The organism is Marinomonas pontica, from assembly GCF_026191375.1.
Classification (GTDB): Bacteria; Pseudomonadota; Gammaproteobacteria; order Pseudomonadales; family Marinomonadaceae; genus Marinomonas; species Marinomonas pontica.
The window spans coordinates 17,268-43,272 of sequence record NZ_JAODTL010000007.1; the positions used below are offsets into that span (position 1 = coordinate 17,268).

24 protein-coding genes are annotated in these 26,005 nt (G+C 45.8%); 5 read left to right on the top strand and 19 right to left on the bottom strand.

Annotated features, from left to right (window positions below):
• Positions 1 to 8: 8 nt before the first annotated feature.
• From N5P32_RS00560 to N5P32_RS00600, 10 genes are all read right to left on the bottom strand, one after another.
• Positions 9 to 1,061 (bottom strand): NAD-dependent epimerase/dehydratase family protein, encoded by a 1,053-nt coding sequence (locus N5P32_RS00560; RefSeq protein ID WP_265727265.1) that lies wholly within the window; start codon positions 1,059 to 1,061, stop codon positions 9 to 11.
• A complete protein-coding gene (dmpG, locus tag N5P32_RS00565) occupies positions 1,051 to 2,073 on the bottom strand; it encodes a 4-hydroxy-2-oxovalerate aldolase (protein ID WP_265727266.1) in 1,023 nt (340 codons plus the stop codon). The genes N5P32_RS00560 and dmpG overlap by 11 nt, the downstream gene beginning before the upstream one ends.
• A 2-nt stretch (positions 2,074 to 2,075) precedes the next feature.
• Positions 2,076 to 2,948 (bottom strand): acetaldehyde dehydrogenase (acetylating), encoded by an 873-nt coding sequence (locus N5P32_RS00570; protein WP_265727267.1) that lies wholly within the window; start codon positions 2,946 to 2,948, stop codon positions 2,076 to 2,078.
• Positions 2,949 to 3,014: 66 nt separating this feature from the next.
• On the bottom strand, positions 3,015 to 4,337 hold the full coding sequence (rfbH, locus tag N5P32_RS00575; RefSeq protein WP_265727268.1) for a lipopolysaccharide biosynthesis protein RfbH: 1,323 nt from the start codon (positions 4,335 to 4,337) through the stop codon (positions 3,015 to 3,017).
• Between the two features lie 54 nt (positions 4,338 to 4,391).
• The gene (rfbG, locus tag N5P32_RS00580) at positions 4,392 to 5,483 is read right to left on the bottom strand and encodes a CDP-glucose 4,6-dehydratase (protein ID WP_265727269.1); all 1,092 of its coding nucleotides are present in this window, start codon (positions 5,481 to 5,483) and stop codon (positions 4,392 to 4,394) included.
• Between the two features lie 7 nt (positions 5,484 to 5,490).
• Complete coding sequence (gene rfbF, locus N5P32_RS00585; protein ID WP_409371064.1) at positions 5,491 to 6,153, bottom strand: glucose-1-phosphate cytidylyltransferase; 663 nt, start codon at positions 6,151 to 6,153, stop codon at positions 5,491 to 5,493.
• Positions 6,150 to 6,263 (bottom strand): sugar phosphate nucleotidyltransferase, encoded by a 114-nt coding sequence (locus tag N5P32_RS18115; RefSeq protein WP_409371065.1) that lies wholly within the window; start codon positions 6,261 to 6,263, stop codon positions 6,150 to 6,152. Before N5P32_RS18115 ends, rfbF begins: the two co-directional genes overlap by 4 nt.
• 18 nt (positions 6,264 to 6,281) lie before the next feature.
• Positions 6,282 to 6,713, bottom strand: coding sequence for a ferredoxin reductase domain-containing protein (locus N5P32_RS00590; RefSeq protein WP_265727270.1), 432 nt, complete (start codon positions 6,711 to 6,713; stop codon positions 6,282 to 6,284).
• Positions 6,688 to 7,245, bottom strand: a complete 558-nt coding sequence (locus tag N5P32_RS00595; RefSeq protein ID WP_265727271.1) for an FAD-binding oxidoreductase — start codon at positions 7,243 to 7,245, stop codon at positions 6,688 to 6,690. The genes N5P32_RS00590 and N5P32_RS00595 overlap by 26 nt, the downstream gene beginning before the upstream one ends.
• Before the next feature lie 16 nt (positions 7,246 to 7,261).
• Complete coding sequence (locus N5P32_RS00600; protein ID WP_265727272.1) at positions 7,262 to 7,612, bottom strand: MarR family EPS-associated transcriptional regulator; 351 nt, start codon at positions 7,610 to 7,612, stop codon at positions 7,262 to 7,264.
• A 701-nt stretch (positions 7,613 to 8,313) separates the two neighbouring features.
• Between N5P32_RS00600 and N5P32_RS00605 the strand changes: the two genes are divergently transcribed.
• Positions 8,314 to 9,762 carry an MBL fold metallo-hydrolase RNA specificity domain-containing protein gene (locus N5P32_RS00605; RefSeq protein WP_265727273.1) on the top strand — a complete coding sequence of 483 codons (1,449 nt, stop codon included), beginning with the start codon at positions 8,314 to 8,316 and terminating at the stop codon, positions 9,760 to 9,762.
• A 101-nt stretch (positions 9,763 to 9,863) separates the two neighbouring features.
• Here N5P32_RS00605 and N5P32_RS00610 read toward each other — a convergent pair whose 3' ends face one another.
• The 4 genes from N5P32_RS00610 to N5P32_RS00625 all read right to left on the bottom strand — a co-directional run bounded on the left by N5P32_RS00610 (position 9,864) and on the right by N5P32_RS00625 (position 14,942).
• Positions 9,864 to 10,811, bottom strand: coding sequence for a Wzz/FepE/Etk N-terminal domain-containing protein (locus N5P32_RS00610; RefSeq protein WP_265727274.1), 948 nt, complete (start codon positions 10,809 to 10,811; stop codon positions 9,864 to 9,866).
• 127 nt (positions 10,812 to 10,938) lie between these two features.
• Entirely contained in the window at positions 10,939 to 12,465 is a 1,527-nt protein-coding gene (locus N5P32_RS00615) for an SLBB domain-containing protein (protein ID WP_265727275.1), read from the bottom strand.
• Complete coding sequence (locus N5P32_RS00620; protein WP_265727276.1) at positions 12,431 to 13,597, bottom strand: polysaccharide biosynthesis/export family protein; 1,167 nt, start codon at positions 13,595 to 13,597, stop codon at positions 12,431 to 12,433. The genes N5P32_RS00615 and N5P32_RS00620 overlap by 35 nt, the downstream gene beginning before the upstream one ends.
• Before the next feature lie 34 nt (positions 13,598 to 13,631).
• Entirely contained in the window at positions 13,632 to 14,942 is a 1,311-nt protein-coding gene (locus N5P32_RS00625; RefSeq protein WP_265727277.1) for a capsule assembly Wzi family protein, read from the bottom strand.
• A gap of 346 nt (positions 14,943 to 15,288) precedes the next feature.
• On the opposite strand from N5P32_RS00625, the gene N5P32_RS00630 reads away from it, so the two are divergent.
• The 4 genes from N5P32_RS00630 to N5P32_RS00645 all read left to right on the top strand — a co-directional run bounded on the left by N5P32_RS00630 (position 15,289) and on the right by N5P32_RS00645 (position 19,531).
• Positions 15,289 to 15,708: a hypothetical protein gene (locus N5P32_RS00630; protein WP_265727278.1), complete on the top strand. Its 420-nt coding sequence runs from the start codon at positions 15,289 to 15,291 to the stop codon at positions 15,706 to 15,708.
• Positions 15,709 to 15,893: 185 nt separating this feature from the next.
• Entirely contained in the window at positions 15,894 to 16,556 is a 663-nt protein-coding gene (locus tag N5P32_RS00635) for a YjbF family lipoprotein (protein ID WP_265727279.1), read from the top strand.
• Between the two features lie 330 nt (positions 16,557 to 16,886).
• Complete coding sequence (locus N5P32_RS00640) at positions 16,887 to 17,303, top strand: capsule biosynthesis GfcC family protein (RefSeq protein ID WP_322783791.1); 417 nt, start codon at positions 16,887 to 16,889, stop codon at positions 17,301 to 17,303.
• Positions 17,304 to 17,305: 2 nt separating this feature from the next.
• On the top strand, positions 17,306 to 19,531 hold the full coding sequence (locus tag N5P32_RS00645; RefSeq protein ID WP_265727281.1) for a YjbH domain-containing protein: 2,226 nt from the start codon (positions 17,306 to 17,308) through the stop codon (positions 19,529 to 19,531).
• A gap of 335 nt (positions 19,532 to 19,866) precedes the next feature.
• Here the strand turns inward: N5P32_RS00645 and N5P32_RS00650 are convergent, their stop codons facing one another.
• The 5 genes from N5P32_RS00650 to N5P32_RS00670 form a co-directional block, all read right to left on the bottom strand.
• The gene (locus tag N5P32_RS00650; RefSeq protein WP_265727282.1) at positions 19,867 to 20,712 is read right to left on the bottom strand and encodes an HlyD family efflux transporter periplasmic adaptor subunit; all 846 of its coding nucleotides are present in this window, start codon (positions 20,710 to 20,712) and stop codon (positions 19,867 to 19,869) included.
• A gap of 78 nt (positions 20,713 to 20,790) precedes the next feature.
• On the bottom strand, positions 20,791 to 23,004 hold the full coding sequence (locus N5P32_RS00655; RefSeq protein ID WP_265727283.1) for an ATP-binding cassette domain-containing protein: 2,214 nt from the start codon (positions 23,002 to 23,004) through the stop codon (positions 20,791 to 20,793).
• A 25-nt stretch (positions 23,005 to 23,029) separates the two neighbouring features.
• Complete coding sequence (locus N5P32_RS00660) at positions 23,030 to 24,247, bottom strand: TolC family protein (protein WP_265727284.1); 1,218 nt, start codon at positions 24,245 to 24,247, stop codon at positions 23,030 to 23,032.
• A 95-nt stretch (positions 24,248 to 24,342) separates the two neighbouring features.
• A complete protein-coding gene (locus N5P32_RS00665; RefSeq protein WP_265727285.1) occupies positions 24,343 to 25,254 on the bottom strand; it encodes a sulfotransferase family protein in 912 nt (303 codons plus the stop codon).
• On the bottom strand, positions 25,254 to 25,853 hold the full coding sequence (locus tag N5P32_RS00670; RefSeq protein ID WP_265727286.1) for a tetratricopeptide repeat protein: 600 nt from the start codon (positions 25,851 to 25,853) through the stop codon (positions 25,254 to 25,256). The genes N5P32_RS00665 and N5P32_RS00670 overlap by 1 nt, the downstream gene beginning before the upstream one ends.
• Positions 25,854 to 26,005 lie beyond the last annotated feature (152 nt).

Here is a 26,005-nt window from a genome sequence, read left to right on the forward strand (position 1 = left end):
TTAATCCTCTATTTATAAATTTGAGTAAACCAGGTTACTGTTCTACTGATACTTAACTCTAAATCTGTGAAAGTAGTCAGATTTAAATCTTTTTTCACTTGGTAAGTATCAGGCAGTAAATATGTCCTATCGTTTATTTTCGCTAACGACGTATTTAGCATAATCGATGGAGTAAATGAAAAATTTTTCGCCACATAATTTGCTAATTCGTAAGCCATAACAGGATTATCACTACCTACGTTATATACATTCCCCGATTTACCGTGCAAAAGAATGACAAGAACCCACACAGAAAAATCAGCACCATACATTACGCCACGTGTGGTTTGACCATCACCATATATTCTTATAGGACGCTTATTTAACGCATCATTAATAAAGGTGTTCAGTATCCATGGGGAAGATAAATTCTGGTATGGACCACAAAAGGTAAAAGGGCGAATACTGACAATTGGCAAGCGAAGTTCATTTCGCGCTGCCTGGCACAGTTTTTCAGCATAACGTTTCGATTCAGGGTATACAGCTGCCAAACTATGGCTAAAAGGTAGACTAGTGCTGTCTTCGGTTAAAGTGGTCATATCAGAATTAGCGTATATTGCTGAAGAACTGACATTTAATATCGCTTTTAAATTATTCAAACGGCTTGCAGCTCGAAGCATAGATGCAGTTCCTTCAGCTACGCTCGACATGGTGTCTATAGGGCAAGATGCATGAAAGCTTGTATCTGGTGTCGCAGCAGCGTGGATGATATAATTAACCTCACGAGGAATTTCCGTAAGGCTACGAACATCATAATTCAGCAACACCATTTCACCACGTTGTAGCTCATTTTCAAATCGCTCTTGTATGCGATTCTTTTCACGGTCTAAAACGTAAACTTTAATCCCTGCATTCTCAGTGCGATTAAGGTACATTAGCCACTCACATAGCCACGTTCCCAAAAAACCAGCCCCACCGGTAATGAAAAAGCATTGCCCGTAGCTTTCGCTAAGCTGTGAGGCAACTGAACTGTGTATTCTCGTCAGATCTTCGTTAATGAAAGCGGCAATTTTATTCATCATACTTAGAACCTTTTAAACTTTTGGCGACTTCTATAATGATATCTTCTTGGCCTGCAACAACTTTTCTTCTACCGAGCTCAAAAAAAACATCTCTAGGATTTACGCCAAATTCTTGAGAGATTCGATTGACTGGCTTTAAAAATCCAGAAAACACACCAGAAAGGCCACTAACAATACTCGTAGAACTAATAGTCGGAATGACTTTCATTAATTCTCGTTCAGCTAAGTTACCAGCATCTAAAGTTTTATATAGATCCACTCCTGTACTGTATTTCATACGTTCCAATACAGCAATTAATGCTTCTAACTGTGTATTGCCCGCTCCAGCACCAAATCCACGGGCACAGCCATCAAGTATCAACGCACCGCATTCCACGGCGGCAATTGAGTTTGCTATCGCCATTCCCAAATTATTATGAGCATGAAAACCAACAGGAATACTTAATGTTTCCACAAGATGGCTTACCTTTTCAACCACATCACTAGGGAGGTAATTACCGGCAGAATCCATTAATATGACAGCCTCAGCACCATAAGCTTGCATTTTTGTAGCCTCCTCAGCTAACAAAAATCGGTCTGCCATATGAGTCATCATTAAAACGCCAAATACCGTTTTGCCTTCATTACGACAGAAATGAATGTGTCGCTCAGTCACATCGGCTTCCGTGCAGTGCGCTGCGACTCTAAAAACATCAACACCGTACTCAATTGCAGGCTTAATATCTTTTTCAATGGTTGCGAAACCTGGGATAACATGTACAGCCAGTTTCGAGCTTTTCAAATTATCTCGTGCGGTTGTTAGCATTGTGAAATCATCTATAGCAGCAAGACCAACTTGCAAAGAGGACGCCCCTAAGCCATTACCATGACCAACTTCAACTATAGGAATACCCGCGCGGTCAGCAGCACTGCAGTACAAAGCAATTTGTTTTGCCGTTAATTGGTGTGATACTGCATGATTACCATCTCTTAAGGTTGGATCACTAATTAAAATATGATTATCTTGACTCATAACTAAACCTCTAAACCATTCTTAGCGTATTCTTCTGCCATAGCGATTGCAGCACAATTTATTATATCTAAGTTGCCAGCGTATTCAGGAAGATAATCCCCCAACCCCCTCACTTTAACCATTATAGAAATCCTTCCATTCTCATATAATGGAGGAACTATTAATTCATAGCCAGGTACATATTTCTTTATTTTCTCTACAATCTCAGAAACTGAGGTATTGAGAGAATCCATATTTGGATTACTTACCTTCGCATACACTGTTGTTTGCATATTAATACATGGAATGGCTGGATTTAAGTTAATAATGGCCTTTGAAGCCTTCGCTCCTGAAAATTCTATTAACCCTTTTTCGGTAGTTTGAATATATTCATCAAGATTTCTTCTGGTCGCTGGACCAGCACTTTTAGAGGCAATAATCGAAACTGTTTCTATATATTCTACATTTTTTTGTGATTGACCAATTGCATAAGCAAGTGGTATCGAAGCCTGACCACCACAGGTAATCATGTTTATATTGTCTGCAGCAAGGCAATCAGATAAATTTGCAGCCGGCACTGACATAACCCCAACTTTTGCTGGGGTTAAATCGATTGCAATTATACCCAAATCTTTAAATACAGGCGCATGTAGTAGATGATCTTTCGCTGATGTTGCATCAAAAACTAAATCGATATTTTTATGATTTTGCTTAATGAACTCAATACTTTTATCAGAGCAGGTAATCCCCATCTCTCTAGCTTTTGCCATACCAGAAGAGTTTGTGTTTCTTCCAACAAAGGCAACACATTCTAAATACTGAGAACGCTGAACTTTGATCAATAAATCAGTTCCGATATTACCTGTTCCCAAAATAGCAACTTTGAACTTTTTCATCTACTTACCTATATTATTTCTAACCAAGAATGTAAGTTAACTACTATATTGTAACCAAACCTAAAATTAGAAATTAATTCCAAAGAACTCTTCTAATTGAGCCGCTACAAACTCAAAGTGCTCATCATTTAGTGCAGGAAAAATGCCAAGCCAGAAGGTTTGGTTCATGGTACGGTCAGTGTTAATCAGCTCGCCAACCACTCGATGTTCAACACCTGTGAAATAGGGTTGACGTGTCAAGTTACCAGCAAACAGCAAGCGACTGCCAATTTTGTTTTGGTCTAAGAACTTCAATAGCTCAACGCGCGATACGCCACAATCTTCTTTAAGTGTTACCGGAAAACCAAACCATGATGGTGTGCTATTTACCGTGGGCTCTGCGATCTCAATGAAGTCACTTAATGTTGACAAAAGTCGATTTTTCAAATAATCGAAATTGCTGTTCCGCTTGTCGATAAATTCTTGTGCGCGATCTAATTGTGCTAAACCACAAGCAGCCTGCATATCGGTAATTTTTAAGTTATAACCAAGGTGTGCATAAACGTATTTGTGGTCATAACCCTGGGGAAGAGAACCAAACTGCTGACCAAAACGGTTACCACAGGTATCATCACAGCCAGGTGCACAGTAACAATCACGCCCCCAGTCACGGAAAGATTCCGCAATCATTTTAAGCAGAGGATCGTTCGTGAATACGGCGCCACCTTCTCCCATCGTAATGTGGTGGGCAGGGTAAAAACTTAATGTTGAAATGTGGCCAAATGTACCCACCATTTGCCCATTGTATTTCGCACCTAATGCATCACAGCAGTCTTCTACTAGCCATAGACCGTGCTTGTCACAAATTTCTTTGACACGTCCCACATCGAACGGATTACCGAGTGTATGAGCAAGCATGATGGCTTTTGTTTTTGGTGTGATAGCAGCTTCAATAAGATCTACGTTAATATTGTGTGTTTTCATGTCTACATCAACAAAGACTGGAACAGCACCAAATTGTACAATTGGGTTAACAGTCGTTGGGAATCCCGCTGCGACACCTATGACTTCGTCACCCTTTTTGATCGCTCGATCCCCTAACTTAGGAGAAGTCAGTGCGCTAAACGCAACAAGGTTTGCAGAGGAGCCAGAGTTCACAGATAGCGCAAATTTTACGCCAATAAATTCAGCTAGTTTTTTCTCGAACTGTTCATTAAAACGTCCAGTGGTCAACCACCCATCCAGTGATGCATCTACCATGTTCTCTAGCTCAGCAGACCCAATCACTTTACCAGAAGGAGGAATAACACTCTCACCGGCAACAAAAATCTTTGGCGCATATACTTCTGCAGCATACTCTTTTACCAAACTATTAATTTGAGAGCGTAGCTCATTTGCTTTTGCAGTCATAACGATTCCGTAATTTTATTAAGTTAAATATAGTGTTGCAAAACGATATTGTTATTATCGCTTTGCCATATCATTTAAATAGTCTTCTACTTCTTGCTGACACGCTTCCTTCATATCCGCCCCTGAAAGCCACACTTTGTGCCAGTTTATAATGCGATTTAAAGTTTGCTCTAAACGCCAAGTTGGTTGCCAATGTAATTTTGATTTGGCTTTAGATATGTCTAGTTTCAAGAACTTTGCTTCGTGGGGCTGTGGGTTCTTGTCAAGCACCCAATCGGCACCTTCTCCCCATTGCTTAACCATTGCATTCAAAATCCACTCCACAGGTTGTGCATCTTCATCTTTAGGACCAAAATTCCAGCCTTCAGACACATTAAGATCTTGTTTTCCATGACTTTCATAGAGTGCTTCTGCTAGCACCAAATAGCCACTTAGGGGTTCTAGAACATGCTGCCATGGCCTTGTCGCTAGCGGATTACGCACAACGACAGCTTCTTGCTTTTGAAATGCCCTAAGTATGTCTGGGATCAAACGATCATCCGCCCAGTCCCCACCACCAATGACATTACCCGCTCTGCCTGATGCAAGCTGTGCAGAGCCCTGCGCGGAAAAAAATGACTGCCTATAGGCACTGGTCACTAACTCAACACAGCCTTTGCTGTTACTGTAAGGGTCATAACCTCCCATAGGCTCATTTTCTCTGTACCCCCACTCCCACTCTTTGTTCTCATAGCATTTATCCGTTGTAACATTGACGATTGCTTTGAGATTCGTACATAGGCGTGCCGCTTCGAGTACATGGATAGTTCCCATAACGTTTGTTTCGTAGGTTTCTACTGGCTGTATATAAGAAAGCCTTACCAAGGGTTGTGCAGCCATATGAATCAAAATATCGGGGTTAAATGCGAGCATACTTTTTTTGATATGCTCTCTGTCTCTAATATCACCGATTTCACTTTCCATGCCCTCTGCTACATTCGCCACATCAAAAAGAGCAGGTGTTGTTGGCGGCTCTAGAGAAAAGCCTTTTACGCTAGCTCCCATTTGCTGAAGCCAAATACTTAGCCAGCTTCCTTTAAATCCAGTATGTCCCGTTAAGAAAACTTTTTTACCATGCCAAAATGATGCCGTTACAGAAGCTTTCATAAGATAGTTAGTCCCATTTTTTCCAAGGTGCCTTTCCTGATTCCCACAATTCCTCTAGATAATGCTTATCTCTAAGCGTATCCATAGGCTGCCAGAAATCCTTGTGCTCATAGGCCATTAGCTCTCCCGCTTCTGCCAATGCCATTAGAGGTTCTTGCTCCCATGTACATGCATCATTTGGAAGCAGCTTTAATACCTCTGGTGAGAGGACAAAAAAACCGCCATTAATCATAGCGCCATCCCCTTTTGGCTTCTCTTTGAAACTACGAACAAAACCATCCTTCATATCTAAAGCACCAAATCGGCCTGGTGGGTAAGTCGCGGTCAACGTTGCCTGTTTACCATGGGACTTATGAAAACGAATGGTTTCTGCGATATCGACATCAGAAACACCATCACCATATGTAAAACAGAACGCTTCTTCATCTTTTACATAATCTGCCACTCGACGTAAACGACCACCTGTCATAGACGCGTCACCCGTATCAACCAAAGTTACCGTCCACGGCTCCGCTCGCTTGTGGTGTACTGTCATTTCGTTGTCTTTCATATTAAAAGTTACGTCTGACATATGTAGAAAGTAATTGGCGAAATACTCTTTAATGACATAACCCTTATATCCACAGCAGACAACAAAATCCGTAATACCATGATAAGAATACATTTTCATGATATGCCATAGAATGGGCTTCCCCCTACTTCTACCATAGGTTTAGGTTTAGTCACTGTTTCTTCGCTTAAGCGTGTTCCTAAACCACCTGCAAGAATCACTGCTTTCATTGATATTGCTCCCTAAAATTACGATGCAACAAAAGCATCTGAATAAAAATTATTTGGATTCAAACAGGCTTCAATCAGGCATTCTCTTGCAGAGTCAATCATTGCTATTGATCCGTAGGCATAGACTTCTGCATTTTCTAGAGGGACACCGTCTTCCAGTAGACAATGGTGAACATAGCCTTTTCTTCCGCTCCATTCTGGTGCAGCCTTTGATAAGCACAGTTGCACCATTACATTAGGATTGTCAGACCACTCTGCTAATTGAGACTGTGCATAAAAAAGATCTGCCGAACGATTCCCCCAGTAAACGTACACTTTTCTCGTAAGGTTGCCCCTGGAAAGAATAGACTCAACCAACGATTTGACTGGTGCAAACCCTGTTCCTGTAGCAAGAAAGATTAAGGGACCTGTATTCTTGTTACGTTCAAAAAGTCCCTTTAGGGCCTTCAATTTGAACCAATTGTCCGGCTGATATTGGCGCAAATATCTTACTACTCATTTCACCGTCCGGAACTTTTTTAAAATGCAACTCTATCCTTTTGTCCTCTCGCGGCTTAGAAGCAATTGAGTAACTTCTTTTTGTTCCCTGAACGATTAGATCTAGATATTGTCCAGGTAAATACTTAAAGTCGACTCTTGGAGGGAGTCGTAAAAAAAGACACAAAACATCTTCGGTGCGATGTACAATTTCATCTATTTTCGCAGGCGACACTTGACTCTTTATGTCTTTTAATTCTTCAAAGTACTCTGAATCAATGGTCAATGAGCAAGAAGGTTTGTAACAGCATGTTAGAATTTTTTCGCCGACTATAGCTTTACTTTCTGCATCAAGTATTGTTGTCTCACAGATTCCGCAGGTACCTGTTTTACAACTATGTTCTATTGAATATCCCTGCTTGAGCGCAGACTCTAAAATTGTTTCGTCTTGATCGGAACAAAACTCTCGACCATTTTTCAAAGTAATTTGTATTTTTCCGGTCATATACAACCCTAAAATATTAACCCTTACTAATATTATCTATTTGAATATCTCTAAGCACATCTGCTCGAAGCTTATTAATTTCCGCAGTTAACTCTTCATGCTCTTTCATTTTACGTTCTAAAAACCGCCTCGTTAATAGCGCTTTTTCTTCAATGCCATTAAACGTCAATAAATATAAATACCCTTTTTTATTAGGGTTATTCTTAAAGTTGTCTGCTTTGATTAGGCCCTTTTCAATTAGGGCTTTTAGACAAAAATTGGTTTTGCCTAAGCTTACCCCCAACTGTTTCGCCAGCGCACGCTGGCTGATCTGTGGATCAGCCTCAACAGCTTTGAGAATTTTTAGGCGATATTCGTCAGTTAACATTTAGGCACCTTAGTGATGCGTAGTAACGAGAAAAAATGGGGATGGAAAGGTGTTGTGTGTGACGGTGTGAGTATGCTTTCCATGCGTTTACCTCGTTTGATGTTATTTATTACGTTCTGAGCCCGTCCTAGCCAGTTTAAGAGCTCAACCCCTCCCTAACCCTCCCCTTTTTAAGGGGAGGGAACAGGGCAAGGGCCTAACCCCATCCTAACCTTCCCCTTGAAGAAAGGGGAAGGGAGAGAGCAAGGTTAAGTATGTGTTCATATGGTGAACAATGATAGGGCAATCATGTTAATTATGCAAAGAATGTGTTCGAAAAGAGTTTGTAAAATGGAGGGTTTTAAGTTTTTTTGGGTATAAGGATATGCTTGGTTTTGGAATAAAGGAAAATACGGATATTTACCCCATCCTGGCTCTGAAGATAAGGAAAGGGATAAGTTCAAGAGCTAACCCCCTCCCTAACCCTCCCCTTTTTAAGGGGAGGGAACAGGGCAAGGGACAGAGCAAGAGCTGCCCCCATCCTAGTCTTCCCCTTGGCTTTCCCTCAAGGAAATGGGAGGGAACAGTGCAAGAGCTACCCCCATCTTAGGCTTCCCCTTGGCTTTTCCCCTCAAAGAAACGGGAAGGGACTGTTAGGTTGATGCTGGTGAGGGTTGTGGTTTACCCTTGGTGCTTCTTTTGAACGATACATAGGGATTTGTATGTTAGATATTAAGCACCATGGTGCGATTCAGGGTGTGACTGGGTCTTGTCATGAGTTGTTTGTTGATTCGGGTCAGTCGGTGTTGGTGGATATTGGGTTGTTTCAGGGGGCGGAGACGTCTGGGTCTGGGGCGGGTTCCAATAGTTTAGAGATCGACTTTGATTTATCTGCTGTGCAGGCGTTGGTGATTACTCATGTTCATATCGATCATGTCGGGCGTTTGCCGTATTTGTTGGCGGCGGGGTTTACTGGGCCGATTTATTGTTCTAAGCCGAGTGCGATGTTGTTACCTTTGGTGATTGAAGATGCGCTTAAGGTGGGTGTGACGCGTAATGCCAGTATCATTAAGGCGTGTTTAGATCGTTTGGCATCGCAGTTGGTGCCTTTGGATTATAAAACGTGGGCTGACGTTCCTCTAAATAAAAAGCCTTCAAATAATAACACTAAGGTGCAGGTGAGGCTGTGTCGTGCAGGGCATATTTTGGGCTCGGCGTATGTGATTTTTCGGGTGAAAAATACCGAGATAACATCGCAAGGCAAAAGCTATCATGATGTGGTGTTTTCGGGGGATTTGGGCGCGCCCCACTCGCCTTTGTTGCCGGCACCGCAGTCGCCTTATCGGGCCGATCAGCTTGTGTTAGAAAGTACGTATGGTGATCGCAATCATGAAAACCGCGCGACAAGGCGCCAGCATTTGCAGCGAAGTTTAGAGCACGCCTTGAGTGATTCTGGCACTGTGCTGATTCCTGCGTTTAGTATTGGCCGCACGCAAGAATTGCTCTACGAGATCGAGCATATTATTCATCAGAACAAGCAAAAAGCCGTCAGCCAGACACGGTCTGGTATACCGCTTAATTGGGAAGACATTGATATTATTATCGACTCCCCACTTGCCAGCCGTTTTACCCGTGTTTATCGATCATTGGAGCTCTATTGGGACGCGGAAGCCAAGCGTCGTGTTCACGCTGGACGCCATCCATTAAGCTTTGAACAAGTCACCACAATAGACGACCACGAGACACATTTGCAAACCGTGTCTTATCTACAGCGCCAAACTCGCCCTGCTATTGTGATTGCTGCGTCGGGCATGTGTGCTGGCGGGCGTATTGTGAATTATTTAAAAGCGCTATTGGGTGATGAACGCAATGATGTACTGTTCGTTGGGTATCAGGCTGCGGGCACACCGGGGCGCGATATTTTGCGTTATTACGATAAGCCAAATGGGTATGTGATGTTCGATGGTGAGCGTTATACCATTAACGCCAAGGTACAGCAGATCAGTGGGTATTCCGCCCATGCGGGGCAACGAGATTTATTGAACTTTATTAAGCGCATGCGCGTGAAGCCCGAAAGAGTGCATTTGGTGCATGGGGATGATGGTGCCAAGCGGACATTAAAGGGATTGATTGAAATGGAGCATCCGCAATGTGACGTGGTGGTGCCGTAAACTAAGACATTAACCCCACCCTAACCCTCCCCTTTTCAAGGGGAGGGAACAATAGCTGGACCAAACCCTAAGCCTCCCTTGAAAAAGGAAGGAACAGGCCATTAGTCTTTTTTGGCGAAGGCGAAGCGTATGAGTACGATGCCCATGCCGAGCATGCCGCCAAGCAGGACGGCGAGTACGCAGATGAGGGCGCGTTTGGGGCCGGCTTCTTCTTCGGGTACGACGGCTGGGTCGATGATTTTGAAGGCAAATTCGTCTTGCACTTGCGCCAACATGAGGTTTTTGGTTTGTTCTTCTATCAGCTGATAAAAGACGGACTGCATGTCTGAGATGCTGGTTCGTTCAATCTGTTCTTCTAGGTAGCCTATGTTGCGACTCGTCTCGTCGAGTGATTGTTTTTTAACCCAGGCGTTTAGATCTATCACCAGCCAGTCGACCCATTGTTTTGCAATGGTGGGTGATAAGTGTGTAATCGATAAGGTCACTAGGCCGTTGTCTTTGCTTTCTGACACGGCGATTAGCTTTTTGAATTCTTTATAGGCTTCCCAGTCTGTGGGTTCTAGGGTTTTACCCGGCTCCACCTCACGCACCCAGGTTTTGCTTTGCGTGTCGTATATTTCAGGGTCCAATAGTAGCGTGTCTGTTGATTCACTCCACTTTTCACCCGCCATTAATGGCACCAGTAAATCGTATTTGTGGATGAAGGCATTTAAGAACTGGCGCGATTGCAAGGTTGCTAAGGCCATGGCTTTGCTGTCTGTGCCACCACCGCCAAGGCTAATGCCCGCTAATGACGCTAAACCACCAAATTGTGACGCCATGGCGGCAAGCCCGCCGGATTTGCTGTCGTTTGCGGATGCCAATACCGCTTCCGCTTTATAAGTATTAGGCTGTGACAAGGCATACAGCACACCGCCAACAGCAAAAATAACGGTCACTAATATAATGATCCATTTGCCTTTCCATAGGGCGATAAACAGCTCTTTTAGGTCTATTTCGTCATCCTGCGGTGGGTACGCCTGTGGTGGTAATCGGTAATTTTCGTTCATTATCCTACTTCGCTTTGTTTTTACACTTTGTTTTTACGCCGTGTCATACCAACAGTGAGCCACGTCTCGCACTCACTGTCGTTTGCCTTTTGGATCTTTGGTTCAGTGAATAACTAAATAAATAGCGTCAGTTTTTCACCGCACTCCAGGCCACGCCCAGTTGATACAGAATTTGAGTGGCGGTGGATAACGTGCTCAACCCATCTAGGTAGTCTGTGTTGATCGGTACTATGATGGTGTCGCCGGGCTCTAATGGGTCATTATGACGGCTGAACCAGAATGAGTTGTTCGGCAATTCCACCGAGCCATTGGATTTCACTATGTAGATTCGCCCGGTGTCCGCTTGGCGTTTTGTGCCACCGGCCGCGGTGATGTAGTCTTCTACGGTTAAGTTGGGGTTAAAAGTATGGTTAGAAGCAAACTGCACTTCTCCAACAATACTCACCACTGGGTTTAAGGCTGGTACGAACAACTTATCGCCTTTTTCCAGCATGAGATTTGCCAAGGCATCTCCCGTCATGGCGCGATCCAAATCCACCACCAGTCGCCCTACTGGCTCGGCTTTGTCAAGCTGATCGACAATAGCAATGGCCTGCGCGGGGTCGGTTCCAGTTGTTTGACGACGCAACGCAAGTCCGCTGATTTCTTGTTTTAGCTGTGCGTTCAAAAACTTCAGGCGCTCGGCTTCTTGGCGTTTTAGTCGTTCACGGCTAAACACGGCACCAGCAGGGTAAGCAAACTCGGTAAAGCCACCGGCCCGTGCGATCACGTCTTTTAAGGTTTCACCACGTTTGAAGGTATAGGTGCCAGGGAACACAAATTCGCCTTGCAGCTCAATCACCATGCCTTCTTGCCAACCTGGCTGCGATTTGATGATGAGATGATCTTGTGCCCCCAGTGTCACGTCCGATTGGCCGCTCATTGCGTCTTGCAATGAAAAGTTGATGCGTTCAATAGTCGAACTGTCACCCTGCACCTGACGATGGGTCAGTTCAGCCGAAGCTAAAAACGCTTCTTCTGTTAGTCCACCCGCTGCGGCCAGCAAGGTTTTGACCGTGGTATTGTTTGCCAATGGGTACAAACCTGGGAATTTTACCGCGCCGGATATTTCCACCAGTTTTGCGGGTTGTCCGTAGCTGGCTTGCTCTTTTAGGCGTTCGACAATCGGTTCTAATAAGGCCTCTCGGCTGGCTTTGCGCAACTCAGACGCATCAGACACCTTGTCGGTGCCCGCGATATTCAGTGCCGTGGCTTCGTCTTTTACGACAATGGCGCCCGTTTGCGCGTCCAGCACTTCGCGAGTTTTGCTTGCATCGCCACCATTGGCTTTGACCTTGCTGTTGGCGTAAGAGCCAAACCAGTAGCCTTGCGCCAAGCCATTATCAAACACAAACAGTTGGTCTTTTTCCTGTAGAACCAGGTTATCCGCCGAATTCCCTTTGGTAAGGGCGTTCAGCAGGCTGAATTGATACACTTCAATGTCTTGGTTGGCGTTCACTTCACGCACTAACAGGGCGTAATTCAAATCGGCTGAGGGTTTTAATCCGCCCTCAATCGAGCCAATAGCGTCCCGAATGGTCATGCCTTCGGTTACCTTCATTGCCCCTTGTCGCACGACTTCACCACGCACGGCAATGGCATTTTTCAGCGACATAGACACCGCCGACAAAGGTCACTTCGTCGCCATTTTTCAGCACAAAGTCACGACCCGATTTGGTTGAAAGATCTAGCGTAAACTGCTCTAAGCCTTGCGCGCTGGTTCTGCGCACGCCCACGCGGGACAAATACGCCGATGGTGTGGCACCGCCCGCCAATGCGAGCAATTGTGCCGTATTGGTTTCACCTTTGATCTCGTACAAGGCGGGACGAACGACTTCACCTTCAATAGACACACGGCTGTCGCGTACCGGAATAAACAGCGTATCGCCAGACGACAGGCGAATGTCTTTGCTGGTGTCGCCTTTGATAAGCAAATCGTACAGGTCAAATTCAGACACTACTTTGCCTTTGCGCAATAACTGAATATGACGCAGGCTGCCCGTTTGCTTGACACCGCCGCTGGCGATAAGCGCTTGGGTAATGGTGGTTAAACCATTCACATTGTAAGCGCCAGGCTGTACCGCCTCCCCGGCGATGAAAACTTGCATGGTGCGCATGGCGCCCATGGTGACAGACACGTCCACACCAATGGTTTTACGTTTAATGATGTCGTTCAGCTGTTTTCTGAGTTGCGTAAAAGTCTGACCAGATACCGCAACAGGACCAATGTCCGGCAAATTAATAGAGCCATCTCGGTCGATCGTTAGCGACAGGTTTTGGTTGGTTTTGCCAAAGGTTTGCACACTGATCACATCACCTGGCCCCATTTGGTAATCCAAGGGTACGGGTAAATTGTCGACTACGGTCAGGCCTAAGCCATTGCCACTGAATACGTCATAGCCAAAAGACGACAAGCCATTAGCGCTGACTTGTCCTCCATTGGTATTGGCCACATTCGTTTTGGTAGATGCTGGGGCAGCAGGCTCTAACACCGGCGCTTGCTGTATGGCGGTCGTCGCTGAGCTGCCTCCGCCGCCCGTTAAAGTACTAACATCCACACCGTATTGTTTTGCCAAGGCTTCTTGTTGGGCTTTGGGTAGGCTTTGAAATTGGCTAATTTGAGCCGCGGTTGGGGTAAATGCCAACACACTGCCACTGGCCACAAAAAGCACAAGAGCCATCCATGATGTGGCTTTTTGTCGTAATGACGGTTTACGTCGTGACGAAGGTTTAAAATCTAATCGCATGCTATGTCGTCTTTTATAAAGTCAATAAAATAGGTTAAAAGCGAAATTCATACCCTGCCCACAGGCTGGTTTGATTATCGCTGTTTTCTGCTTTTTCATACGCCGCCCCCAATCGAACCATACCCGCCAATGCCGGCAGGCTGTAGGTCAGTTGGGTTGTGTTTGTTGTTTCGTTATCTTGCTTCGCTTGCTGCTGGCTCACACCCAGCTGGTGGTCGTTCTGAAACTGCAGGTAAAAGGCAATAGACACGCCGTTATCCAGTAGATATGAGGTATTGGCTACGCCATCAGTCTTTGAGGGATAGGTGCCGGACTTCCATAGAGTGGTATCGTGAGCCGCGGTACTTTGTTGAGACTCCAATACCACTCGCGCGGTATTTTGACCAATGGGAAATCCCCCTGTCCAGCCCACTAGCCAAGCACCCAATTCGGTAATATCGGCGGTAGAGGCCGCTTCCGCGTATAGGCTGTGGTAAACATGAGCGATAGGCGGCAAGGTGATTTTCGCGTCCCATGCCAACTGTTCATCGTTGCTGGCGTCTACGTCCGAAAACCATGTTTGGTAGGTCACACCATATTCAAACAAACGAAAAGGCTTAGACACAAAACGTGTTGCGCTGTGGTAGTCGTAGTCTGAATCGCTCGGCTGCGCCAAGACACTCTCCACACTCCAAACGCCCAGCCCGGCATTTTGCCCAACGTAGCTGACGCTCACATCAGGGGCAGCCTTGGCATAGGAACCTAAAATAAGATTATGCTGCCAGCCTTGCCCCCACCAACGATCCACATTACCCACCGACCACAGCCACGCACCACCGCTCACGGCCACATAGCTGTTGTCCAATGTAAACTCAGTGTCGTTTTGGTATTCGCTGTACGCCACACCCAGTCGATAAGACACGTGGTTGCCTAACTGTTCAACACTGGTGTACAGACCTTTTTCGTCTTCATTAAACTGACCAAAACCCGATGCGGCAGACGCCTCTGTGCCATTTAGCACTTTGAACAAGCTGCTGCCTCTGTTTAGGCGTGCCGAGTTTAAGGTGTAGAGCAGTTCTTGGTTGGCCATGGTGATCATGTCGCTGTTCTGCTCTGCGTAGGTTAGGTCATCCCCCAGCTGCGACCAACGCAACGGGAAATTGCCCACTGGCGCGCTTAATTGCCCCGCATCTGACAACAACACCAAAGAAGATCGTAAAAAAGGGTCATTGGCTTCGAACCAGGGCGACGAGAAAGCCACACTGGGTAAACAAAGTAACAGTGCCGTCAATCGGCGAGATGGGTATAAGACCGACGACAAAAACGACGTAGGTCTGGATCGATTAGTATAAATAAGCGAGGACATTCTTAGCTCACCGTTCCTTGTATTGATAACATTGACGCTTTGTCTGAGCACAGGTCCATATCACACATTTGTTGAGACGCCGCCAATGATGTCGCAAACAAGGCCAAAAATAAAGCCTGCTTTGCTTAATGTTTCCACAAAGTGTTTGCCGTTAATTACGATTCAAACAGTAAAAATACCATTCGATAAAAAGCATTGGCGTCATTTTGCCCTGACAAAACGCAAGAATTGATCAAAAAATTAACAATTTTTTATTTTCCAGCGCTTACATTGTCGCAAGGCTTGTTCTAAAATCAAAAACGAAGACTATTCTTCAAACATCGATGTTTAATGATAAGGAAATATTATGAAACTTGTAACGATAGCTACTATTGTAGCACTTGGCCTAGCTAGCCAAGCGTATGGTGAAGCGGCTAGTGGTGGTGGTGCTAGTTCTACTGCTGGTGCTGGTTCTACTGCTGGTGCGGGTTCTACTGCTGGTGCGGGCGCAGGAGCTGGTGCGGGCGCAGGAGCTGGAGCTGGTGCGGGCGCAGGAGCTGGTGCAGGCGCTGCTGGTGCGGGCGCTGCTGGTGCGGGCGCTGCTGGTGCAGGTGCTGCAGCAGCAGCAGGTGCTGGTGCTGCTGCTGCTGCTGGTGGAATCACAGTTGGCACAATAGCTGCTGGTGTGGGTGTGGCTGCTGGTGCTGCGGTTGCGGTTGGATCATCAAGTAGTAACAACAACACTTCTGGCACTTCTGGCACTTCAGGTACGTCTGGTACTAACTAGTCACAAAGAGATAACGCCTCCTAATACCTAATGCAGTTGCTGTTTATTCTGATTCTGCATTAGGTATTTTTTATTACTTTAATCTTGGTTAGCAAATGCATCAGTTTAACAAAACTGCCTATCATCTCTTTCTTATTGTTTTTATTCTTGTTTTGCCCGGTTGCAGCAAAAACTTTAAAAGCGCAGTGGACTCTATAAAAGCCGCCAAAGATGTCAGTAATGGTCCAGACATCACGAGTGATTACATCACATCTCTTCCTTATGCCAGTACATTAGTCCGTATTAATAACAGTAAGCCAATCCTTCTAATACTGTCTTTCATCGATCAGAATCCAATATCTGGCGCCACACGCCTTACTTGGATATCGGGTGATAAAGGCTCAATAACCACAGAAAACGGCCGCATAATCCAAACTACAGGGTTTTACAGCAATAATTTAGATGGCCTGATGGATCAAGATAAGTCACTATCCCTCCCTAACAGACAGGGCTCTTGGCAGGCCATTTATGATTGGTCGCCTGGTTATCGGTATCATTTTTCAGCGCAAGTTAGCAGCCACTTTGTGGGTAATGAAACCATTACGACCGATTTATGGGTGCAAGCTGTTGAACACATTGAAGAAACGGCTGTTTTCTCTTCCCTTAGCAGCCAATTCACTAACCATTTTTGGGTAGTCCCAGCCACAGACGACATAAAAGCATTTGTTGTAAAAAGCATTCAATATTTAGGACCTAACATGGACAAAGTCGAAATGTTAATGATTAAGCCTTTTATTGAGCCCATATTACAAAATGAATCAGTTGAGCAAACACAAACCATTTCTAGTGAAAAGAGTAAAAAGTCATGAAGTTATGGTTGCGGATAACCTTGTTAGTCTACTGTGGTTTTGCATGCTCTTCTATTGCGCGGGCCACGTCACCCAATACAGAGAGTTCAGTACAAGTTATCCTAATGCTGGAGCCATCAAACGTCTCTCTACACTACTCTCATGAGGTTCGTTTTTTACAAGTCATAGAGGACGCTTACGCAAAAACAAGCTACGAGGTTTATGAGCTTGGTACGGCACTTATTGATCCTACTAAAAATGCTTTAGTAGATAAGAAAAAAATCGATATTAGAAAAATTGCACGTCGTAGGAACTGCCGAGGCCATTCAGCTAGCTAACATGATTGAAGACATGAATTTTGTGCATCGCGAACCCGTTCAAACCCGTCGTAATACAATTCGCACTCGACTTGAATTCAACCCTATGCTGCATGGGGAGTATTGGTTAATACTGCCAGAGCGCCCCGATAACGTCACTGTTATAGACCCAAATAGCAGTCGCCCACATGTTATCCCTCTGGTCACTAATTTCAGCCTAAAAGATTATCTGTCTGATTTGCCAAACATAGCAAGTAACTCAGTACAAAATGCATGGATTATTCAGGCAAACCAAGATACGTATGAAGCGACTGGCATCAACTGGAAAAATATCCCCTATTTCTTGACCCCTGGCGCAATTGTTTTTTTAGGTTTGCAGGATTTACCGGATCAATTTCGGGATTTGAACGCCAGCATTGCTCATTTGCTTGCTTTGCGTGTGGAGCTGTAGTTTTGCAAAATCGTATTTTAGTATTATGTATTGGACTATCTTCCATTACTTCATCGCTAGTATGTGCAGAAGACAACAATACCTTCTCATTATCACCACCATTTAAAACGGCAGACATGAATCCCAGTTTTGGGGATTTAGGCGGTGTCGGTCTAATGCAAATGCCAACAGGCCGTATGGCAAAAGAAGGAACATTCAGCTTTGGCTACAATAAAAGCCCTGAATACCAATTTTACAGCCTGTCTATGCAATTAATGCCTTGGTTTGAAACCACTTTACGCTACACACAAGTGGAAGATGTACTCTACAACCCAGATAAAAACTTTAGTGGTAATACTCGGTATGCCGACAAAGGTCTGGATGCCAAGATACGATTATGGCAAGAAAGTCAGTGGTTACCTGAGGTATCTGTCGGGTTAAGAGACATCGGTGGAACAGGATTGTTTGATGGAGAATTTATTGCAGGCACGAAACGCTTTTATAGCAACAATCTTGGTCAACTTGATGTCACTCTAGGATTAGGGTTTGGATATTTAGGCCAACGCGGAGACTTTGGCAACCCTTTATGCTCTGCAAAGGTGTCATTTTGCGAACGAATGGCAACTAATGGCGAAACAGGAACTGTAGATTATACTCGCTGGTTCACAGGCCGCACGTCACTGTTTGGTGGGATAGAATATCAAACTCCATACGAACCATTGCGTTTAAAAATTGAGTACGATGGCAATGATTACAGCCAAGACCTCCCCGTTACTGGCGGTGGCGTGAATATGACTCCTAAAACACCTTGGAATTTTGGCGCGGTTTATGCAGTCAGCGACGGATTTAACATCCGCTTAAGTTATGAACGCGGCACAACGGTGGCTCTAGGCTTCACGCTTGCCACTAACTTTGACACCATGAATTCACCTTGGATAGACGACCCCATTCCCGCATTGGGCACATCGCAACCCACAACATTAGATGGAGTGGACTGGAAAAAACTCGACAAAGAGCTTAACTCTGTTGCCGGCTATAAAACAGAAAAAGTTTACCAACAGGGGAAAACTATCACCTTTGTTACTGAGCAACATAAATACCGAGACAGAGAGATAGCAGCAGAACGCGCTGCAGCGGTACTGACCAACCACCTTCCCAACGACATTCAATCTTATAAAATAATAGAAGAGCGCCAGCATATTCCTGTTAAATCAACGGAAATATCCGCTGCCGCGTATCGGGACGTAGCGGAGGTGAATTACATTAATCCATCCATTAAAGATGTCTTAACAGAGTTACCGCCTGAAGAAATTAACGAAGAACCTCTAAAGGATTATTTTAACCCGCTCAGTTATGGTTTCACCCCTCACTTATCTCAATCCATCGGAGGCCCTGAAAGCTTTTATTTATACAGTTTAAGCCTAGATGGAGGAGCTTCCTATTGGCTTACGCCCAATTTAGAACTGTCAGGCACCATTTCATTAAACGCCATTGATAACTATGACAAAATGCGGTTTAACATCATTCCGGATGGTACCAATAATTACCGTGTGAGAACTTTAATACGAGCTTATATTCGCGACAACGATACCTATATGAGAAGTTTGCAGCTGACTTGGTTCCAAAAATACGGTCATAACTGGTATCAACAATTCTATGGTGGTTATTTGGAAACTATGTTTGCCGGCATAGGGTCTGAGGTTTTATATCGACGTCCCAATTCAAACTGGGCCATTGGTGCAGACTATAATATTATTGCACAAAGGGACCCTGACACTGCTTTTGGCATCTTTGCTAATGACGACGACTATCGAAGTGACACTAAAGTACTATCTCGAGGTACCACAGGCCATTTATCACTTTACTACCAACCAGAGTGGTCTTTCTTGGAAGGCACCCAACTCCAAGTCGACATTGGTAAATTTCTCGCGACCGACGTCGGGGTTAGATTCGATGTATCTAAACAGTTTAAAAGTGGTGTGATTGTCGGTGCTTTCGCTAGTAAGACTAATATGTCAGCTGAAACCTTTGGTGAAGGCAGTTTTACTAAAGGTTTCTACTTATCAATCCCATTTGATACCGTATCACTCAAACCTACCAACAGCCGTGGCAATTTTGCGTGGCAACCACTCACCCGCGACGGCGGCCAAATGCTAAGCAAACAAAACGGCCTGTTCACTATTACCGATATGGTTTCACCTTGGTATCAACGCCCGAATGAAAATACTCAAACCATCATCACACCATAAAAAAGAGCCATGATTGATCGCGATGGTAGATGTGATTGGGTTGTGATTGTTTTTTTGTGGGGCGTGTTTATTTCTCTCCAAACGCTTGGCTTAGGGTTTTGCGTAGTGGTTTGAGTAGGTAGTCCATTAGGGTGCGTTGGTCGGTTTTGATGGATACTTGGGCGGTCATGCCGGGTAACATGTCCACTCGGCGGCCTATGGTGGTGGTTATGGGTTGTTGCAGTGGGATGACGTGTACTCGGTAGTAGATTTCTTCGCCTTTTGAGCTTTCTTCTTTGAGTGTGTCGGCGCTGACGTAGACGACTTTGGCCGCTACGCCACCGTAGATTGTGTAGTCAAATGGGTCTAAACGTATGTTCGCCAGTAACCCGAGGCTTCACTCTGGCAATGTCTTCTGGGCGGATTTTGGCTTCCACTAGCAATTCGTCGTCGATGGGGATGATTTGCATAATTTCTTCACCGGCTCGCAATACGCCGCCGACTGTGGTGACGCTGACGTTTTTAACGATGCCGGGGACTTTGGCGATAAACACGCTGTCTTGTAGCTCTTGTTGTTTGCGCGCCAATATCTGTTCGCTTTGTCCAAGTTCGTCTTCGACTTTGGCAAGTTCTGCACTGGCGTCTTCTAAGAATTGGTTTTTACGGTTGATCAATTTTGCTTGTGCGGCGTTTAGTGCTTCTCTTGCTTTGAGCATTTCGCTGCTGCTGACGTCGCCTGATGCTTGCAGGCGTTTTACGATGTCTTGCTCTTCTTGCGCTAATGACACGGAGACGGTCAAGGTGCGCAGTTCTTCTTTTATGCCGGTTTGGCGCTGTTCAAATAGGGCTTTTTCCACTTGTGCGATGTCGGCATAGCGTCGCAACATGTCGTCTGAAAACACGAGTTTTTTGGCTCCCAGTATTTCTGCTCGTAGGCGAATGGCTTTAGCGCTTAATGCAAACACTCGCGCTTCTGTTTCTCCCACTGACGCGCTGAGCCGAGTTTGATCCAGTTGACCAAGCAGTTGTCCAGCCACTACTCTGTCCCCTTCCCTTACGTTTAGCTCTAAAATCACGCCGCCATCAACGGACTGGATCAATTGTACGCGGCTGCTGGCAATCACTTCTCCTTGTGCTTGTGCGACTTCATCTATGTAAAAATGTTCTGCCCAGACGATGAAGGCCACCAAGGCAAACAGCATGGGCCACACAATCAGGGAGCGCTTTTTTTATGGTAGCCAAAATGCGTGAACGATTCCGACGCCTTGGAATGAGAAGGATTAGACAGCATTGAAGCCTCGCTTGATTCGGGTGTTGGGGGTCGGAGACGTGTTTTTTGTGCCGTTCATCACCGCGGGGAAAATAGTGGACGGCCTACCATCGCGAATCACTTTACCTTGTTGCATCACCAGTACTCGGTTGGCAATGTGCGCCGCTAGCATGGGACGATGCGTGGATACGATAAGAATGTCGTCAGCCTTGAGGTGTTTTTCTAACACGTCCCAAACGCGTTTTTCACTGTCACCATCCAGTGACGCCGTCGGTTCGTCCAACAGCCAAACGGAAGGCTTAGCGGTAATGGTTCGAGACAGTGCTACCAGCTGACGCTGCCCACCAGACAAGCCTTCGCCGCCTTCGGATATGTCTAACTCCATGCCTTTGGGGCTGCTTTGTGCAATGGCATCAATGCCTAGTTCGCTGGCGACTTGCATCATTTCCGTGTCGCTGACGGTGCCTGAAAGCGTGAGGTTGCTTTTTAGCGTGCCTTTGAACAAATGCACGTTTTGGGGCAAATAACTAATGTGCGAGGTAACGAATTGTGGGTCCAATTCCCACAGATCCAACGCGCCTAGTTTAACGCGCCCTTCCGACGGTCGATACAAACCCGCCAATACCTTAAGCAAGGTGGATTTCCCGCAGCCAATCGGCCCTACCAATAACACTCTGTCGCCTGCGTTAAATGTCAGCGATTCTATGTCCAAATGCTTGATAGGAGAATCACCATAGACAAACCGCACTTGTTCCGCAGACACAGATGCGATGTGTTGCTCACCGGCGAGAAGGCGCTGTGATGGTTGACGTTCTAAATCCAGCGCCAGTAGCTGATCCACCATGTTCAACGACTGTGAAACAGACTGCCATTGCACTAGGTACTGTACACCTTGTGCAATCGGGTTGATGACTCGGCCGCCTAAGATACTGCAAGCAATCATGCCGCCCATGGTCAAATTACCGGCTTCGATTTGAAACACCCCAACGACCACGGCTGATACATAGGCAATGGTCGATAGGCTTCCTGTGGTGGCGGTGCTCATTTGGCTGACCACTTTTTGACGTACTTGATACGCGGCAATGGATCGGGTGATTTGCTCCCATTCATTGGTAAAACGCCAACTGGCGTTGTTAGCTCGAATGGTTTCTGAACCCCGAATCACATCGATTAACAAGCCCTGCCTTTCATTAGATCGCAGCACTTGTTGTTTTATTAAAGTTCTTAGGCGGATCTGAGTGACCACGCCCAAGAGTATTGCTAAGGGGAATAGCAATGCGTACACCCAACTGACCACACCGCCAATAACAGCAATAAAGGCGATGAACATCAGCGCAAAGGGTAAATCGATTAAGCCAAACACGATGCCAGAAGTGAAGAATTGGCGAACCGATTCGAGTCCACTGACTTGGGCATTGAGTGTGCCTAGGCTGTTAGGTTGTTTGTCTAAACGCAGGTGCAGCAGGTGATGAAATACCTGTTTGGACAACCGCATGTCCACTTCAGCGGCCAGACTGTCTATTACTTTGGCACGTATGCGTTTTAACGTCCAATCCAGAGACACGATCACCAGCATGCCAGCCACCAATGTGGCCAGCGTCGAATACGCCAAGGTCGGCACCACGCGGTCATAGACTTGCAAGGCAAACAAGGAGGTTGCAATGGCCAAAAGATTGATCATGACGGTGGCGGCCAACACGTTGCCAAGCCAAAGTTTATCTTGGAACAAGGCGTTTAAAATAAGCTTTCTGGCGGTGGGTGTCGACGCGTTTTCGCTGTCGTCGCGGGAGTGATTGGCGCGCTGCAACCAAAGTACCGATGCGTCGGCTAGATCATGACTGAGCACTGTTTTTGATGAAGTATTAGCGCCTTGCTCCAGTTGAATACTGTCGGTTTGATCGGTGTTCTTAGCCAACCACCATTGTTCATCATAGTGCACTAGGGCAGGTAATTGACGGCGATCAAAACGGTGCCACGCGACTCGGCCACCTTTTACCCCTTTGATGCTTTCGCTGTTCAGCAAGGCTTTGACTTGGTCTAAAAAGGGCAGCGTCATCATGTCTGGTCGAGCCAACCCCGAACGAATACTTCCCAAAGACAAGCCTAGACCCATTTCTTTGCATAAGCCGTGTAACGCCGCACTCGTTTGTTCTAGGTTGGCGGTTTGTTCTGTGTCGGCAGTTTGCTGTGTTTTATTCGTTTGTGCTACGGATGACGAATTCACTCATGAACCTCTGTTTACAACAACGTTACGGCATAACGGAATGAATAAAAGGCGACGTGTCTAATCCGCCAGTGAGTGCTACTAAGCTTAGTAAATTTATTAATAAACTGTTCTGAGCTTTTGCTTTTGACAGTTTTTGTTCTGTGATCTCACGCTGAATATTCAACACGTCCAGCCACTCTTTTCGACCACTTTGATATTGCCTTAGGTAAGACGCCAAGGTCGCATCGAGTGTCACGATGGAAGACTGATGGATGTCGATCAATGACTGTTGGGTTTTTCGATTTAGTAATAAGCTGTTCAACCGATTTTTCAGATCAAACTGTGTGACTTCTACGTCTCGCTGAGCCGCATGAAGTTGCGCAGCGGCAGATTGCTCTTGGTGCAACGTAATCAACCCCATGCCTTCGAGCGCTCCTTCCAACACCAATGAAAAACGCGATTCGTCTGGGTAAGTCGCGTTGTCGCTGTATTCATGGGAAAACTTTAGATACAGAGTTGGCATGAAATTCGACCGTTTACGGTGTACATCTTTCACCGCCAAATCCACCAGCTGTTGTTTGTATTGCACGTCCGCACTTTGTTTTAGCACCTGATCGCGGATGGAAGCATCGTCGGGTAAATCGCTATACACCGACACAGAAATAGGTGCCACGGCATCGATCGGCAGTTGCGTAAACGTTTGCAGTGCCATCAGGGCATCGCGCAAATCCCCTTGTGTTTGAATGGCTTGTGCTTGCGCTTGGGTTAATCGCGATGCGGCTAGTTGTGTATCGGTTTCTGATGCCAATCGCCCCGTTTTTCGTCGCTCTATTTGTTCCACAAAGCGCTGATATTGTTGGATATTTTCTTCAATAATTCGCAACTGCTCCTGTACACCAATCACTTTTGCATAGGCGATGGCGGTGTCTTCTAACAAGTCACGAGTGATTCTGAGTTTGTCGATGGATTCGGCGGCAGCATCAGTACTGGCGTAATCAATGCCCGCATCGATGCGACCAAAGGCCCACAATGGTTGTTTGACCACAAACGCCCCTTCCTGATTGTCGTCTCGGTCTTCACCATACGAGACTGTCAAACTTGGGTAACGTTCCGCTTCGGCACTTTTCAATAAAAAGGCCTTGGATTCGATTTGCGCTTGTTTGCCTTGCAGCGCTGGATGACGTTCCAGCATGGCATTCAAAGCTTGCGTCAGGTTCACTTGATTGGGCTGTTCACTGGCGCCCCAACTAGAACTAGACATGGACCCACTCAGCCCCCCTAACAGCAACAACCAAAGAGGCCAAAGACGCTGACAAAGAAGAGGTTGAAAAATACTAGGGTTACCGTCCGTGTGTTTCACCCCTGATCCCTCCGATATTGTGATGGCGTCATTTTTGGCGGCATCAATGTCATGGCATGAATCAGGTTTGGCTCCCAATCATGGCGCTTCCAAGGCGCCAAACGAATGGCGTCTTTTAGGTAATCTATGCCTAAGGCGATCAGGCCATTACGTAAATAAATTTCTCCTAACAAATAATGCGCAGGGGCAAAGTCAGCCACATGATGGAGTATGACTTTACACTGGTACTCGGCATCACGATAAGCGCCTTGTCGATACGACTCATAGGCGCTGACAAGCAAGTCTGGCTCAGGCAATGTGGCCATGTCTTGCGAGGGCGGCAACGATTTTTGGTTCATCGCACGCAATAACGCAGCAAGCGTTTGTCGATGAATCGACCATTTAATGGAGGCGTCTTCCGACGCATATTGAGTAAAACTTGCCAATACCTTGCTCTGTTGATCGGCTTCGGTAAGTGTCAGCTGAGGGAATTCAAGAAAAGCCGATAGTCGAGCCGCCATAGCGTGACTGTTCGAAGTCAATTCTTCGAAAGACACATCACAGATAGACTCGGAAAATAGGCTTTTCCAGTGGCCCATTAGGGTATTGTATTGGGCCAACTGTCGACCTAATAAAAACGCCACTTTCTCACCCGCGGTCTGCGTTTTAGCGTCTGTTTGATCGATTAGCGAGGTTTCTAAATGCGGCAAAAGCCACTCGGCGACACTATTAGACAGCGCCAGTGCTCGTGGATCACGACGTACGGCGATGATTTTTGCGTTTGGAAAAACTGCTTTTATTAAACCAAGGTGCTGAATATTATGAACACTTCTGTCAATCACCCATGTTGCTGAAGGGCATTTTCGCTGATAAAGCGACTCAACGCCCAACGCCAATTCATGCAGGTATTCCGTTGTGATGGAATCCATTACGTCTGGATAAGCACGCTCACTGCCTTTTTTCTATGCTGGCGGTTCAGCCCTTCCACCAGCACAGGAAAATGAGCCGACACACCAACCGATGACACATTTGGCACGCACATCAACCACTGTTCTAGCAACGAAATACCCGAAAAGGGCACACCCACAATAAATACTGATCGATGCATTTGGGAACATGCCCCATTTTCTCGTAAGTGGGTTTCGTTCATACGCGATGCCCAAAATGCAGGCGTAAACCGTGCCCTTACTCGTTCACTGTGTTGAAAATCCAACAATGGTAAGCGATCAGAAAGATCATCACGGGCATCATAAATACGATCTGCGCTGTCGGTACGCAAGGCGCGAGTACGATATTGTGCTTGATAATACGCGGCGTCAGCGTGATGAGATTGTTGATGAGACAATTCGGCCAGTTGCTGATAAAAAACGGGCTCGTGCGGTGATTGTTTCGCCGCCACTAACAACATGGCTTCTGCGGTAAATCGTGCCCCCATTTGACACACAATTGATCGGCTTCGATTAAAAAGTACATTGTCACGATATTCAATCAGTGTCATTGAATTGAGTCTGCAGCCAATGTTCGGCATGGGCCAATCTACCTTCTAGTAACCAAGATTCAATACGAATCCCGTTAAGCTGAGATCGTAAATGCTGGCAGTGTGCCGCGGAATAACGGTCTTGGTTTCGCTCGAACTGACGATTCGGCTTGCGCCAAGTACGATTGTATCTGCGTCATCAC

Bases quoted from the DNA above. Each gene is read 5' to 3' on its own strand.
- rfbF (WP_409371064.1), bottom strand. From the start codon at position 6,153: ATGAAAATGTATTCTTATCATGGTATTACGGATTTTGTTGTCTGCTGT.
- N5P32_RS00660 (WP_265727284.1), bottom strand. From the start codon at position 24,247: ATGTCTAGTTCTAGTTGGGGCGCCAGTGAACAGCCCAATCAAGTGAAC.
- rfbG (WP_265727269.1), bottom strand. From the start codon at position 5,483: ATGAAAGCTTCTGTAACGGCATCATTTTGGCATGGTAAAAAAGTTTTC.
- N5P32_RS00605 (WP_265727273.1), top strand. From the start codon at position 8,314: ATGTTAGATATTAAGCACCATGGTGCGATTCAGGGTGTGACTGGGTCT.
- N5P32_RS00595 (WP_265727271.1), bottom strand. From the start codon at position 7,245: ATGACCGGAAAAATACAAATTACTTTGAAAAATGGTCGAGAGTTTTGT.
- N5P32_RS00630 (WP_265727278.1), top strand. From the start codon at position 15,289: ATGAAACTTGTAACGATAGCTACTATTGTAGCACTTGGCCTAGCTAGC.
- N5P32_RS00665 (WP_265727285.1), bottom strand. From the start codon at position 25,254: ATGGATTCCATCACAACGGAATACCTGCATGAATTGGCGTTGGGCGTT.
- N5P32_RS00640 (WP_322783791.1), top strand. From the start codon at position 16,887: ATGAATTTTGTGCATCGCGAACCCGTTCAAACCCGTCGTAATACAATT.
- N5P32_RS00620 (WP_265727276.1), bottom strand. From the start codon at position 13,597: ATGCGATTAGATTTTAAACCTTCGTCACGACGTAAACCGTCATTACGA.
- N5P32_RS00570 (WP_265727267.1), bottom strand. From the start codon at position 2,948: ATGAAAAAGTTCAAAGTTGCTATTTTGGGAACAGGTAATATCGGAACT.
- N5P32_RS00670 (WP_265727286.1), bottom strand. From the start codon at position 25,853: ATGCCGAACATTGGCTGCAGACTCAATTCAATGACACTGATTGAATAT.
- N5P32_RS18115 (WP_409371065.1), bottom strand. From the start codon at position 6,263: ATGAAAGCAGTGATTCTTGCAGGTGGTTTAGGAACACGCTTAAGCGAA.
- N5P32_RS00600 (WP_265727272.1), bottom strand. From the start codon at position 7,612: ATGTTAACTGACGAATATCGCCTAAAAATTCTCAAAGCTGTTGAGGCT.
- rfbH (WP_265727268.1), bottom strand. From the start codon at position 4,337: ATGACTGCAAAAGCAAATGAGCTACGCTCTCAAATTAATAGTTTGGTA.
- N5P32_RS00625 (WP_265727277.1), bottom strand. From the start codon at position 14,942: ATGTCCTCGCTTATTTATACTAATCGATCCAGACCTACGTCGTTTTTG.
- dmpG (WP_265727266.1), bottom strand. From the start codon at position 2,073: ATGAGTCAAGATAATCATATTTTAATTAGTGATCCAACCTTAAGAGAT.
- N5P32_RS00560 (WP_265727265.1), bottom strand. From the start codon at position 1,061: ATGATGAATAAAATTGCCGCTTTCATTAACGAAGATCTGACGAGAATA.
- N5P32_RS00610 (WP_265727274.1), bottom strand. From the start codon at position 10,811: ATGAACGAAAATTACCGATTACCACCACAGGCGTACCCACCGCAGGAT.
- N5P32_RS00650 (WP_265727282.1), bottom strand. From the start codon at position 20,712: ATGCTGTTTGCCTTGGTGGCCTTCATCGTCTGGGCAGAACATTTTTAC.
- N5P32_RS00615 (WP_265727275.1), bottom strand. From the start codon at position 12,465: ATGTCGCTGAAAAATGCCATTGCCGTGCGTGGTGAAGTCGTGCGACAA.